The organism is Pimelobacter simplex, assembly GCF_024662235.1.
Taxonomy (GTDB): Bacteria; Actinomycetota; Actinomycetes; order Propionibacteriales; family Nocardioidaceae; genus Nocardioides.
In genome coordinates this window covers 3,634,185-3,646,932 of sequence record NZ_CP096276.1, presented here as the reverse complement: position 1 = coordinate 3,646,932, position 12,748 = coordinate 3,634,185, and the positions used below count along the sequence as shown (strand labels likewise).

The 12,748-nt window shown below is 71.5% G+C and carries 12 protein-coding genes; 5 read left to right on the top strand and 7 right to left on the bottom strand.

The window, feature by feature from the left end; all coding sequences use genetic code 11:
• Nucleotides 1-10: 10 nt before the first annotated feature.
• From rpsD to rplQ, 3 genes are all read left to right on the top strand, one after another.
• The gene (gene rpsD / locus M0M48_RS17950; RefSeq protein ID WP_215814586.1) at nucleotides 11-619 is read left to right on the top strand and encodes a 30S ribosomal protein S4; all 609 of its coding nucleotides are present in this window, start codon (nucleotides 11-13) and stop codon (nucleotides 617-619) included.
• 137 nt (nucleotides 620-756) lie between these two features.
• The gene (locus tag M0M48_RS17945; protein WP_038681083.1) at nucleotides 757-1,779 is read left to right on the top strand and encodes a DNA-directed RNA polymerase subunit alpha; all 1,023 of its coding nucleotides are present in this window, start codon (nucleotides 757-759) and stop codon (nucleotides 1,777-1,779) included.
• Between the two features lie 94 nt (nucleotides 1,780-1,873).
• Nucleotides 1,874-2,437, top strand: a complete 564-nt coding sequence (gene rplQ / locus M0M48_RS17940; RefSeq protein ID WP_257752178.1) for a 50S ribosomal protein L17 — start codon at nucleotides 1,874-1,876, stop codon at nucleotides 2,435-2,437.
• A gap of 25 nt (nucleotides 2,438-2,462) precedes the next feature.
• On the opposite strand, the gene M0M48_RS17935 is transcribed toward rplQ, so the two are convergent.
• Entirely contained in the window at nucleotides 2,463-3,098 is a 636-nt protein-coding gene (locus tag M0M48_RS17935) for a hypothetical protein (protein WP_257752177.1), read from the bottom strand.
• Between the two features lie 76 nt (nucleotides 3,099-3,174).
• Here M0M48_RS17935 and M0M48_RS17930 point away from each other — a divergent pair, with 76 nt between their 5' ends.
• Nucleotides 3,175-4,191 carry a 4-hydroxy-3-methylbut-2-enyl diphosphate reductase gene (locus M0M48_RS17930; RefSeq protein ID WP_215814589.1) on the top strand — a complete coding sequence of 339 codons (1,017 nt, stop codon included), beginning with the start codon at nucleotides 3,175-3,177 and terminating at the stop codon, nucleotides 4,189-4,191.
• Nucleotides 4,191-4,808 carry an L-threonylcarbamoyladenylate synthase gene (locus M0M48_RS17925; protein WP_215814590.1) on the top strand — a complete coding sequence of 206 codons (618 nt, stop codon included), beginning with the start codon at nucleotides 4,191-4,193 and terminating at the stop codon, nucleotides 4,806-4,808. The genes M0M48_RS17930 and M0M48_RS17925 overlap by 1 nt, the downstream gene beginning before the upstream one ends.
• Nucleotides 4,809-4,812: 4 nt before the next feature.
• Here M0M48_RS17925 and M0M48_RS17920 read toward each other — a convergent pair whose 3' ends face one another.
• The 6 genes from M0M48_RS17920 to M0M48_RS17895 form a co-directional block, all read right to left on the bottom strand.
• A complete protein-coding gene (locus M0M48_RS17920) occupies nucleotides 4,813-5,241 on the bottom strand; it encodes a DUF6542 domain-containing protein (RefSeq protein ID WP_257752176.1) in 429 nt (142 codons plus the stop codon).
• An 80-nt stretch (nucleotides 5,242-5,321) separates the two neighbouring features.
• Nucleotides 5,322-6,344 carry an SHOCT domain-containing protein gene (locus M0M48_RS17915; protein ID WP_257752175.1) on the bottom strand — a complete coding sequence of 341 codons (1,023 nt, stop codon included), beginning with the start codon at nucleotides 6,342-6,344 and terminating at the stop codon, nucleotides 5,322-5,324.
• Nucleotides 6,345-6,404: 60 nt separating this feature from the next.
• On the bottom strand, nucleotides 6,405-8,318 hold the full coding sequence (locus M0M48_RS17910; RefSeq protein ID WP_257752174.1) for a glycosyltransferase: 1,914 nt from the start codon (nucleotides 8,316-8,318) through the stop codon (nucleotides 6,405-6,407).
• 1 nt (nucleotide 8,319) lies between these two features.
• On the bottom strand, nucleotides 8,320-9,957 hold the full coding sequence (locus M0M48_RS17905; RefSeq protein ID WP_257752173.1) for a hypothetical protein: 1,638 nt from the start codon (nucleotides 9,955-9,957) through the stop codon (nucleotides 8,320-8,322).
• Complete coding sequence (locus M0M48_RS17900; protein WP_257752172.1) at nucleotides 9,938-11,734, bottom strand: cellulose biosynthesis cyclic di-GMP-binding regulatory protein BcsB; 1,797 nt, start codon at nucleotides 11,732-11,734, stop codon at nucleotides 9,938-9,940. The genes M0M48_RS17905 and M0M48_RS17900 overlap by 20 nt, the downstream gene beginning before the upstream one ends.
• Before the next feature lie 227 nt (nucleotides 11,735-11,961).
• Complete coding sequence (locus tag M0M48_RS17895) at nucleotides 11,962-12,744, bottom strand: exodeoxyribonuclease III (RefSeq protein ID WP_257752171.1); 783 nt, start codon at nucleotides 12,742-12,744, stop codon at nucleotides 11,962-11,964.
• Nucleotides 12,745-12,748: the final 4 nt, after the last annotated feature.

Sequence of the window (12,748 nt, the reverse complement as noted above, 5' to 3'; positions counted from 1 at the left end):
GAGAACTTCAATGGCCCGTTACACCGGACCCCTGACCAAGAAGTCGCGCCGTCTCGGCGTCGACCTCGTCGGCGGCGACGCTGCCTTCGAGAAGCGCCCCTACCCTCCCGGCCAGCACGGCCGCGCGCGGGTCAAGGAGAGCGAGTACCGCAACCAGCTGCAGGAGAAGCAGAAGGCCCGCTTCACCTACGGCGTGCTCGAGAAGCAGTTCCACAAGTACTACGTGGAGGCCGCCCGTCGCCAGGGCAAGACCGGCGACAACCTGGTCCAGCTGCTCGAGTGCCGTCTCGACAACGTGGTCTACCGCGCGGGCTTCGCCCGCACGCGCCGCCACGCCCGCCAGCTCGTGACCCACGGTCACTTCCTGGTCAACGGCCGCAAGGTCGACATCCCCTCGTTCCAGGTGAGCCAGTACGACATCATCGACGTGCGCGAGAAGTCGCTCGAGATGACGCCGTTCATCGTCGCCCGCGAGACCCATGGCGAGCGGATCGTGCCGGCCTGGCTCGAGGCGCTCCCGAACCGGATGCGGATCCTCGTGCACTCGGTTCCCGTGCGTGAGCAGATCGACCTGCCCATCCAGGAGCAGCTCATCGTGGAGTACTACTCCAAGAAGTGATCACCGGCCCGTCCTGGTCCCCCTCGCTGCGGCGAGGAGACCGGGGCGGGCACCGGTGTTCTCGCCGTACCTCTTCTCCAATTCCGCACCACGTCTGGGTCCTCATATAGCGGTCGGCCCGGAAAGGAACGAAACAAGTGCTCATCGCACAGCGCCCCACCCTGTCGGAGGAGACCGTCGACCAGTTCCGGTCGCGCTTCGTCATCGAGCCCCTCGAGCCCGGCTTCGGCTACACGCTCGGCAACTCGCTGCGTCGTACCCTCCTCTCCTCGATCCCCGGTGCCTCGGTCACGAGCATCAAGATCGACGGCGTCCTCCACGAGTTCTCGACCATCGAGGGCGTCAAGGAAGACGTCACGGAGATCATCCTCAACCTCAAGGGCCTCGTCGTCTCCTCCGAGCACGACGAGCCGGTCACCATGTACCTGCGCAAGTCCGGTGCCGGTGACGTCACCGGTGCCGACATCGCGCCGCCGGCCGGTGTCGAGGTGCACAACCCCGACCTGAAGATCGCCACCCTCTCGGACAACGGCAAGCTCGAGCTCGAGCTCGTCGTCGAGCGGGGCCGCGGCTACGTCTCGGCCGTCCAGAACAAGGGCGCCGACAACGAGATCGGCCGGATCCCGGTCGACTCGATCTACAGCCCGGTCCTCAAGGTGACCTACAAGGTCGAGGCCACCCGAGTCGAGCAGCGCACCGACTTCGACAAGCTCGTCATCGACGTCGAGACCAAGCCGTCCATCCTGCCCCGCGACGCGATCGCGTCGGCTGGAAAGACGCTGGTCGAGCTCTTCGGCCTGGCCCGTGAGCTCAACGTCGAGGCCGAGGGCATCGACATCGGCCCCTCGCCCGTCGACGAGCAGCTCGCCGCCGACCTCGCCCTCCCGGTCGAGGACCTGCAGCTGACCGTGCGGTCGTACAACTGCCTCAAGCGCGAGGGCATCCACACCGTGGGTGAGCTCATCAGCCGCTCGGAGCAGGACCTGCTGGACATCCGCAACTTCGGTGCGAAGTCCATCGACGAGGTCAAGGCCAAGCTGCACGAGATGGGTCTGTCCCTCAAGGACAGCGCCCCGGGCTTCGACCCGTCGGCCGCCCTGGCCAACTACTCCGACGACGACGAGGACGACACCGCCTTCGTCGAGGACGAGCAGTTCTGATCCGTCCCTGAGGGGACATCAACCACCCGGTACCTGACACGGCCGGGACGACTGCCCCGGTACCTGACACGGCCGGGGAAGAAACGAGAGAGACATGCCGAAGCCCAAGAAGGGCCCCCGCCACGGCGGTAGCGCCGCGCACCAGCGCCTCATCCTGTCGAATCTGGCCACCGCGCTCTTCGAGCACGGCCGGATCACGACGACCGAGGCCAAGGCCCGCACGCTGCGTCCGTACGCGGAGAAGCTCATCACCAAGGCGAAGAAGGCTCACGCCGGCGAGAACCCGCTGCACCAGCGCCGCGAGGTCCTCAAGGTCATCCGCGACAAGGGTGTCGTGCACACCCTCTTCGCGGACATCGCGCCGACGTTCGCCGAGCGCCCGGGCGGCTACACCCGGATCACCAAGATCGGTCCGCGCCAGGGCGACAACGCCCCCATGGCCGTGATCGAGCTGGTGACCGGTGCGTTCACCCCCTCCGCTCCCAAGGCCGCCAAGGCCGAGGCGCCCGCGCCGGCTCCGGCCGACGAGGTCGAGGAGACCGAGGAGGTGACCGAGGTCGAGGAGACCGAGGCTGCCGAGGCCCCCGAGGCCGAGGTCGAGGCTGCCGAGGAGGAGGCTCCCGCCGAGGAGTCCACCGAGGACGCCGAGAAGGCCTGACGCACCTGCTGCGTACGCCGGCCCGTCACCCGCGAGGGTGGCGGGCCGGTGTCATTTTCGAGGTGCTGCGCCCGTCGAGCAGCCAGCACGCGACGCCCGCGATCGGCAGGACGGCACTCGCCCACGCCCAGAGCGACGCCGCGCGCAGCGCCGTACCGAGGTTGGCCGTGGAGCGGACCAGGTCGTCTTCGAACGGGGCCTGGGCCAGCACGAGCACCGGGACCACGAGCAGCCCGGGCCACCACCGGTGTCCGGAGCGCCGGGACACCGACCAGGCGCCGACGAGCAGCAGCCCGTCGATGATCCAGCGGACCTGGAAGATCGAGCGGGCCTCGTCGTACGACGTGGGCTGCAGCGGCCCGTGAGTCAGCAGGTACCAGAACAGGACGTTGAGCACGAGGGCCGCGACGGCGAGCCCGCAGGCGAGGGCCTGGCGCTGCGGCGTCCGGGCCACGGCGAGGACGACCACGGCATAGACCGCGCCGGCGACGACACCGAGCGTGACGTCGGCCGCCTCGGTCAGGGGCTGCCCGGACTCCATCCGGTGCAGGCTGAGCACCACGATCGCGAGGTCGACGGCGGCCGCCACGGCGAGGAGCAGCAGCGCGGCCGCGGTGGACAGGTCGCGCGACATCCGTGACGACGGGGGAGCAAGCGTCATGGCTGCATCCTGCCGGGTCCGGGCCGGGTACGTCGTGGAGTCGGCCCGGGAGAGCCAGGTCCGTAGACTGGGTGCCATGACGATCGACCTCGGTAGCCCGCGCCTGCTCGACGACGGCGAGCGTGAGGTCCTGCTCGCCGCCCCGCGCGGCTACTGCGCCGGCGTCGACCGGGCGGTCGTGACGGTCGAGCAGGCGCTGGACCTCTACGGCTCGCCCGTCTACGTGCGCAAGCAGATCGTCCACAACAAGCACGTCGTGGCCAACCTCGAGTCCCGCGGCGCGATCTTCGTCGAGGAGCTCGACGAGGTGCCGCTGGGCGCCACGGTCGTCTTCTCCGCCCACGGCGTCTCGCCGGCGGTCGTGAGCGAGGCCGCCGAGCGCGACCTCAAGACCATCGACGCCACGTGCCCGCTGGTGACCAAGGTGCACCGCGAGGCGGTCCGCTTCGCGGCCGACGGCTACACCATCCTGCTGATCGGTCACGCCGGTCACGAGGAGGTCGAGGGCACCGCGGGCGAGGCTCCCGACCAGACCGTCCTCGTCGAGCACCCCGACGACGTCGACAAGCTGGAGTTCCCGGCCGACGCCAAGCTGGCCTGGCTCTCGCAGACCACGCTGAGCGTCGACGAGACCATGGAGACCGTACGCCGCCTGCGCGCGAAGTTCCCGCAGCTCGAGGACCCGCCCAGCGACGACATCTGCTACGCCACCCAGAACCGCCAGGTCGCGGTCAAGGAGATCGGCGCCACCGCCGACCTGGTGATCGTGGTCGGCTCGGCCAACTCCTCCAACTCGGTGCGCCTGGTGGAGGTCGCCCTCGAGGCCGGCGCCAAGGCGTCGTACCGCATCGACGACGTCTCCGAGCTCGACGAGTCCTGGCTCGACGACGCCGCGACCGTCAGCGTCACCTCGGGGGCCTCGGTCCCCGACCACCTCGTCACCGAGGTCCTGGCCTACCTCGCCGAGCGCGGCTACCCCGACGCCCGCGCCGTCCAGACGGCCGAGGAGACGCTCGCCTTCTCCCTGCCCAAGGAGCTGCACCGCGACCTCAAGGCCGCCGGGCGCAGCACCAAGACCGCAGTGCGCCTCTGATGGCCCGCTACCTCGACGTCCACCCGGACAACCCGCAGCCGCGCCTGCTCCAGCAGATCGTCGACGCGCTCAACGAGGACGCCCTGATCGCCTACCCGACCGACTCGGGCTACGCGCTCGGCTGCCGGATCGGCAACCGCGACGGCCGCGACCGGATCCTCAAGATCCGCGGGCTCGACGACAAGCACCACTTCACGCTGGTGTGCCGCGACTTCTCCCAGCTGGGCCAGATGGTCCACGTCGACAACTCGGCGTTCCGGGCGATCCGCGCGGCGACGCCGGGGCCCTACACCTTCATCCTGCCGGCGATGCCGGACGTGCCGCGCCGCCTGCTGCACCCCAAGAAGAAGACCGTCGGCGTCCGCATCCCCGACCACGTCTTCGTCCAGGCGCTGCTCGAGCAGCTCGGCGAGCCGCTGCTGACCTCGACCCTGATCCTCCCCGGTGAGACCGAGCCGCGCACGATGGGCTGGGAGATCAAAGAGGACCTCGACCACGAGGTCGACATCGTCGTCGAGGCGGGCGAGACGCCGGCCGAGCCGACCACCGTCGTCGACTGGTCCGACGGTGCCCCCGAGGTGCTGCGCCGCGGGGCAGGAGACCCCGACCGCTTCTGAGTCCTCAGTCGGTCGCGGGGTGCCGCTGCAGGTACGAGCGCCGCGCGGCGAGCAGGCCCAGGCAGGCGCCGTACCCGAGGACGAGGGCGACCGCGTGCCGCGAGAGCCCCGACACCGTCGCCTGGACGACGCCGTCGTCGGCCCGCGCGACCGATCCGGGGTCGCTGAGCGCCAGCAGCAGCACGATCGCGAACATCGCCAGCGGCGGCAGCACGCCGACCGCGAAGAAGTCACTGGGCCGTACCGCCAGGGCCGCGCCCACGCAGAGCGTGGCGAAGACCAGGTCGTAGAGCAGGCCGAGGCCGTCGGAGAGCAGCAGGTCGAGCACGGTCGCGGTGAGCAGGAGCGCGACGGCCAGGGAGACCACGTCCCGTCCGGAACGTCGTCCCTCGTCCCACAGGGTCCGGGGGCGCGGGTGCGCCGTGCTGCTCACGTCTCCACGCTAGGTGCTCGCGCCGACACCGGTGGGAGCCGGGCCGGGTGTCTGGGGATCTTTGTGGGACCAGGTCCGGCCTAGAGGTCCAGCAGGCGAGCCTTCGCCGCGGCGAACTCCTCGTCGGTGAGAGCTCCCGCGTCCTTCAGTGCCGCGAGCTTGGTGAGCTCCTCGGTCACGCTGGGAACCGACGGCGGGGCCGGGGCTGACGGGGCGGTGCGCATCTGCGCTGCCATGGCGGTCACCTGAGCGGCGATGGCGCTGACCTCGTGGGCATCGTCCGGGTCGATCGGCTCGACGAGGCGCCACGAGGGATGGACGACGATGGAGCTCGCCGTTCGCCGGTCGGCCCCCGCCGCCACCCCCGTCAACGTCGGCCCGGTCGACTGCAGGATCTGGCCACCGACCTCCACCATCGAGGTGACGTGCTCATCGAGGGCGCGTACGGTGCTCGCCTGCAGGATTCGATCGCTCATGATCATCAGGTCCGCGCCGACCCGGGCGACCGGCTGTGCGCCGATGCGGAGGAGCCCGGCGGCGATGCGCGCGCGGATCTCCTCCTCGCACCACTGGGCGGGACCGATGGCGAACATACCGGCGGAACCGGCCGTGCGTTGGGCCCGGGCGATCGCCAGCTCCTCGTCCACGATGTCCTGGGCCGCGGCGGCCGTCTCCGCTTCGGCGAGTGCCTGCAGGATGGGCCCGATCAAGCGCTGGTGCTTGGCGGGCAGATCGGGCGGGACCATCGCTTCCAGCGCCCGAGCGGTCCCGGGGACGTCGCCTCCCGCCGGCGCCGGCGTCGATGCCGTGGACGCCAGCGACTCGGCGAGGTCGAAGATGCTGGTGATCTTCTTCGCCTCACTCGTCCCCGCCACGAGGCTGCCGGCGCCGACGATGTCGGCGGTGGCCACGCAGCCGTCGCCGATCGACCGCACCTCGATCCTCCACCGTGATCCCCACGACCAGCCGCTCATCCTGGTGTCGAAGTCGATGGTCAGCAGGGCCTGGTCGGCCGAGCGGAACTTCTCGAAGTGACGTACGGCGCGCTCCAGAGCCATCATCGTCTCGGTCGCGGTCGCCGCGAACTGCCGCTCGTAGGTCATGCCCCGGATCGTAGGTGCCGCGGAGCGCGACGGTGCCGGAATCGAGGCAGCCACGCGCGCTCAGACGTGCGCCGTGCTCTCGTAGTCCTCGGAGATGCCGTGCGGCGTCTTCTCCCACCGGTGCGGGCTGAAGATCGTCTGCACCAGCGCCCGCCACGCGGCATAGGCGTGGAGGCACCAGTAGAGCGGGTTGAGGAGCGCGAAGATGCCGATGCGCCAGTTGTAGCGCCGGGTCGCCGCGATGCCGGACACCACGATCATGAGGGCGTTGCCGAGCACGGCGGTGACCAGGCTGCTCACCACGACCCAGTGGGGCAGGTCGAGACCGATGACCTGGACGCCGACGTACGTGATGACGGTGAAGCCGAGCACCAGGGGATAGGCGAGGAAGGTCAGCGGCGTGCCGAGGATGAGCCCGACCATGCCGACCATGCCGAGCGGCCCGACCCGGCGCAGGAACCGCAGCGGGTGCCTCATGTTGACGGCCGCGGTGATCATGTAGCCCTTGATCCACCGGGTGCGCTGGGGGATCCAGGCGGGGACGGTCGCGCATGCCTCCTCGCCCGTGGTCGAGTCGAGTACGTCGACCCGATAGCCCTCGACCGAGACCCGCAGCCCGAGGTCGGCGTCCTCGGTGACGTTGTAGGGGTCCCAGGCGCCGAGGCGCTTGAGCACCTCGGTGTCGAAGTGGTTGGACGTGCCGCCGAGGGGGAGCGGGATGCCGCTGCCGTCGATGCCGGGCAGCATCGACTCGAACCAGTGGGCGTACTCGATCGCGAACATCCGGGTGAGGACGTTGTAGTCGGCGTTGAAGTAGTGCAGCGCCGCCTGCACGCACGCCAGGCGCGGCCGGGTGGAGCCGAGGTGGTCGTGCTCGAAGGCGTCGCGCTCGAAGGCCGCCACGGCCTTGCGGAGCTGGAGCGGCTCGGGGCGGTCCTCGGCGTCGTAGATGACGACGTACTTGCCGCGGGCGAAGGCGAGCCCGTAGTTGCAGGCGCGCGGCTTGGTCTGCGGCTCCCCAGCCGGTACGACGAGCAGCCGCACGTAGTCCGGAGGCGCGACCCGCTTGGCGGCGGCCACGGTCTCGGGGTCGTTCTCCTCCATCAGCACGATCACGTCGAGCCGCGAGCGCGGGTAGTCGAGCGCGCCGAGGTTGGTGATCAGCTTGTCGATGATGTTGGCCTCGCGGAAGGCCGGCACCAGGATCGTGTAGACGGGCAGCTCGGCGTCGTTGCCGCCGGGGTGCCACTCGGGGACCAGGCCGCGCCGCTGGCGCTCGCGCATCTCGGCGAGGCGCCGGCGCTCCCGGCGGGCGCGTACGAGCGGAGCCCGCAGGCTGGAGCCTGCCTTGAACAGCACGCTGAGCAGGAAGACGACGTTGGTCACCGACAGCAGGACGACGAACGCGCGCCGCGGCTCCAGCACCGCACCGACCACGAACACCAGGCCGATCAGGAACGGCAGCGCGAGCTGGAGCCGGGTCAGTCCCGGGCGCGCGGAGTGCTCGGGGCGCTCCTCGGCGAGCATGTCCTCGGCCAGGCGCCGGAGCTTGCCGCGGTTGGCCTCCTCCATGGCCCGGAAGACGTCCCAGTGGGTGCTCGCGACGAGCTCGATCTCGTCGGTGCCGAAGCGCTCGCGGATCTGCTCGAGCAGCGCCGCCGTCGGTCGTACCGACGTCGCCACGACCAGCGTGCCGTCCGGGCGCTGCTCGCACGGCACCCAGCCGAGGTGGCTGAGCTCGGCGATGTCGAGGCGTCCGGCGAGCTCCGGGTCGGGTGGGTGCGCGACGAGGTCGCGCGAGGCCGTCTCCCAGTGCTCGGCGAGGGCCTCGTAGAGCTCGCGCCGGCTCAGCGCGCCGGCCAGGAGCAGGTGCTGGCCGAGCTGGCCGCCCTCGGCCCGCTGGTGCTCCAGCGCGGTCGCGAGCTGGTCCTCGGTGATCCGCCCGGTCGCGACGAGGTGGTTGCCGATCTGCACGTCAGCCCCCGATCCGGCGGTAGACGCCGAGGTCGGCGATCTCGTAGACCAGCTCGTAGCCGGCCAGGAACGACGGGTCGTCGGCCAACGCCGTGGTGACCAGGTCGAGCGCCGCCTTCGTCGCGTACGTCGTCACCTGGGTGCGGTGCATGACGACCCACCGCACGTGGTCCTCGGGATCGGCGAGCGCGTCGTCGAAGGCGTCGCCCGCGGCCCGGTTGTAGACCTCGTCGAAGTCGATCGCGATCACCGGCGCGACCGCCAGCTTGTCGGCGCTCTCGTCGATGAGCAGGTTGCCGCCGTCGTAGTGGTCGTGCAGCCAGCGGGCCATCTTCTTGACGTCGGTGAAGTTGCGCTGGCCGAGGTGGGCCTCCTCGATCACCGTCATCCGCTCGCCGGGATCGCCCGCCCACCACAGGTTCTGGGCGGTCAGTGCCGCGACCGTCGCCAGGACGACGCCCGCCCCGGCGAGCGCCTTGCGGCGGCTCAGCTCGTGGGCGAGGTAGGCGCACAGGAGTGCCGCCCAGGGCGCCGCGGAGAGCACGTAGCGGTTGTTGTAGGCGCCGGAGGGCAGCGAGACGTCGTTGACCATGATGTGCTGGCCGGTGGTGAGGCTGAAGAGCAGGAACGCGCTCGACGTCCCCGCGAGCCAGATCGTCAGCGCCCGGTTGTCGATGCCCCAGCGCCAGGTCATCAGGACCAGACCGATCCCGGCGGCGATCAGCGGCAGCAGCCCGATCGACTCGACGGCGGCCCAGCCGAACACCTTGAACGACAGGCCCAGGTTGCCCTTGGTGGTGAGCTGGCCCTGCTCGACGAACACCTCGGTGAACGCGGCGGCCGAGTAGGGGCCGGTGAGGAACTCGACCGGATTGCCGTACCAGGCGGCGTTGTAGGACAGCCACCACCCGATCGCGGCCAGGGGAGCGGAGGCGAAGGCGCCGGCCAGCACGAGTGCGCGGCGCAGCCCGTCACCGCGGCGCACGACGACGAAGCCGACGTAGATGGCCCCGCTGACGACCAGCGCCCATCCCTCGTAGCGGGTCAGCACGGCGCAGGCCGCGGGGATGCCCGCGAACACGGCGAGCTCGCCGCCGCTGAGCCGGCGGCCGCTGAACGCCCAGCCCGACAGGCCCGCGATGCAGGCCAGGATCGCGGCGATGAGCACCGGCTCGGTCAGCGCGGTCGTGTAGGCGTAGAGCAGGCTCGGGTTGGCCAGGAGAACGCCGAGCCCGACCACGCGCGCGGTCCGGCCGAGGCCGAGGCGCACCATGATCCGGTGCAGCGCGGCCGCCGAGATGCCCAGGCACAGGGTGCCGAGGATGCAGGCGGCGATGCCGGTGCGGAACAGGAACATGTCCTGCACCAGCGGCATCAGCAGCAGGTGGGGGAGCGGCAACCAGACCGTGCCGAGCTGCTGCAGGCCCGGCGTCTGGCCGTCGAGGATGCGGCGCGCGATGGTGAGGTGCGCCATCGCGTCGCCGTAGTCGAGGTTGGTGCCGGTCCGCACGGTGTACGCCGACGCGACCGCGCCGACGGCGCAGCCGAGCAGGAACACCGGAACGCTGCCGGGGACCCTTCGCCCCGGGCGGCGTACCCGGGGCTCGGTCTCGGTGCGCTCAGGAGCGGTCGTGGTCACCGGCCTGAGCCTCAGTGTCCGCGGCGACCTGCGCGTCGACGATCTCGGTGATCTCCTGGCGGCGCCGGCGCGCGAGCAGCCACCGGCCGCCGAGCAGGGCCAGCAGGACCGCGAGCCCCCCGACGAGCCACCAGGCGAACGAGCGCTGCTCGTCGACCCGCTCCTGCTGGGGGACGACCGCGTCGGCGTCGATGCTGAACGGCTCGCCCTCGGCCGGCTGCACGAGCAGGTTGGCGCTCAGCGCGCCCCAGCCCTCGGTCCCGAGGTAGGTCGCGGCCCGGCGCTCCAGCGCGGCACCGTCGCCGTCCGGGGCCCAGGAGCCGAGCATGAGCACGTCGCGGCCGCGGTGCCGGACGGCGACCAGGGCGGCGTACGGGCGGTCGGTGCCGACCTGGAAGGTCGCCTCGGCGTAGTCGAGCAGGCGCATCTCCGAGAGCCGCAGCGGCGCCTTGAGCGCCGTGGAGTCCTCCTCGCCGGCGCCGACGAGGAGGCCGGAGGTCTTGCCGCCGCGCAGGTCGGCGGCGGGCACGATCCGGACGTCGAGCGGCCGGGACGCGCGGCGCTGGAGCGCGGCGACGACATAGCCGGCGTCGACCGCCGCGGAGACCGGGTCGGCGGCGTGGTCGGAGATGGCGACGTCGAGGCGCCCACCCAGGTTCTGGGGGTACGCCGCGAAGCCGGTGGTGCGGGCGCCGCCACGGTCGGCGTGGACGACGGTCCGCTCGGTGTCGAGGTGGACCTCCAGGGGCAGCTGCCGGTCGGTCGCCGTGCACCACTCGCGCGGCGGCACCGCGCTCAGCACCACGACCATGCCGTTGTCGCCCTGCAGGTCGGCGGCCGGGACCTCGATCTCGCGATGCAGCACCGGGTCGTCGCCGAGCCGCGTGGAGTCGACCAGCCGGTCGTTGACGTAGACGTCGAGCTGGGCGCGGGCCCCCTCGGGCAGCGCCGTGTGCGTGCCGTTGAGGTCGATCTTCAGCGAGCCCACCGGGCCGCCGAAGGCGTCCTGCCGGATGCCGACGTACTGCTCGACCCGGCCGTAGCCGCTGAGCACCGCACGACCGACCCCGAGCTCGTCGAGCGTCAGCGCGTCGACGACCTCGACGGGCGCGCGCTTCGCGGCCAGGCCCTCGGTGTCCGGAGCGTCGGCCAGCCCGAGCGCCGGGTCGCCCAGCGCCCGCACGGCGGCCGCCAGCTCGTCGGCGCCGCCCCCGAGGGTCAGCGTCGCGACACCGGCGTCGTCGGCGATCTCGGTGGTCGCCGTACCGGTGCCGGGGGCGAGGCGGACCACGCGGACGCCGGGCCCGGCCTTGGTCACGGCGTCGGGCGTCGTGAGGCGCACGGCCGTCGTGTCGGGGTAGCGGCTGCTGATCGCGGCCACGGCGGCCAGCCCGGCCGCCAGGGTCGCCTCGTCGGCGTCCGCCGGGACGACGACGTCCACCGCGGTCGCGTAGGGCGCCAGGAACTCCGCCAGCGTCGCCGGCTCGGTCTCGGCACCGGTGAACTCGAGCCGCACCTGGTCGAGGGTCGCCCGGACGTCACTGACCGTCACGCAGGCGGCGTCCTGGCGTCGTACCGTCTGGTCGACGCGGACCTCGACCTGCATACGCTCGTCGCTCACGTCGGCGCGCGACACCGGGATCTCCACCGCGGCATCGGCCCGGGCCGGCACCCGCGCGGCCAACCGCCCGCCGACCACGAACGCGACCGTCCCGTCGATCGTGTCGTCGAGCCGCAGCCGGCCCGTGACCTTGCTGGGCGTGACGCCCGGGGGCACCGCGATCTCCAGCGTCGAGGCCGCCCCCACCGTCGCCGACGCGGACCCGGGGACCGTCAGGGTGTCGGCGTGGGCCGGTGGGGCCGTGACAGCGGGAAGGGTGGTCAGGACAGCGAGTGACGCAATGCTGGCGCGAAGCAAGGGAAGTGCCTTCTGGTGGGGGGTGTCACGACAATCTTTACCCTGATCGGCCGTGACAAGCCGCATCTGATCGGTTGCCGCGTCCCTCAGTCGGCCAGGTCCACGACCACCGGCGCGTGGTCCGACGGAGCGCCCGCGAACACCGACGGGTCGCGCTCCTCCTTGTCGATGAACGCCCCCGTCACCCGCTCGGCGAACGACGCCGACCCGAGCACGAAGTCGATCTTGAGCCCCCGGTCGCGCTCGAAGCGCTGCCGGTAGTAGTCCCAGTAGGTGTACGACGGCGCGTGCTCCCGCGTCACCTCCGCCCACCCGCCGTCCAGGAACGCCTGGAAGGCCGCGCGCTCGGCGGGCGTGACGTGCGTGGAGTTCTTGAACTGCGCGACGTCGAAGACGTCCTCGTCGGTCGGGCAGATGTTCCAGTCGCCCACCAGCGCCGTCGGTACGTCGAGCCACGCCTGCGCCGCGGTGCGCAGCCGGGCCAGCCAGTCGAGCTTGTAGGCGTAGTGCGGGTCGTCGGGCTTGCGGCCGTTGGGGATGTAGAGGCTCCACACCCGCACGCCGCCGCAGGTCGCGCCGATGGCGCGGGCCTCGACCTCGGCCGGGTCGCCCCAGCCGGGCTGGTCGGGGAAGCCGACGGCGACGTCGTCGAGCCCGACGCGGCTGATCAGGGCGACGCCGTTCCACTGGTTGAGGCCGTGCGCGGCGATCTCGTACCCGCGCGCCTGCAGGCCCATCAGGGGCAGCTGTTCCTCGCGTGCCTTGGTCTCCTGGACGGCGAGCACGTCGATGTCGTGCCGGTCGAGAAAGGCTTCGACGCGGTCGATCCGCGTGCGCAGGGAGTTGACGTTCCAGGTGGCGATCCGCACCAGC

Coding starts and splice junctions, on each gene's coding strand:
- M0M48_RS17915 (WP_257752175.1), bottom strand. CDS start 6,344: ATGACCTACGAGCGGCAGTTCGCGGCGACCGCGACCGAGACGATGATG.
- rplQ (WP_257752178.1), top strand. CDS start 1,874: ATGCCGAAGCCCAAGAAGGGCCCCCGCCACGGCGGTAGCGCCGCGCAC.
- M0M48_RS17930 (WP_215814589.1), top strand. CDS start 3,175: ATGACGATCGACCTCGGTAGCCCGCGCCTGCTCGACGACGGCGAGCGT.
- rpsD (WP_215814586.1), top strand. CDS start 11: ATGGCCCGTTACACCGGACCCCTGACCAAGAAGTCGCGCCGTCTCGGC.
- M0M48_RS17935 (WP_257752177.1), bottom strand. CDS start 3,098: ATGACGCTTGCTCCCCCGTCGTCACGGATGTCGCGCGACCTGTCCACC.
- M0M48_RS17925 (WP_215814590.1), top strand. CDS start 4,191: ATGGCCCGCTACCTCGACGTCCACCCGGACAACCCGCAGCCGCGCCTG.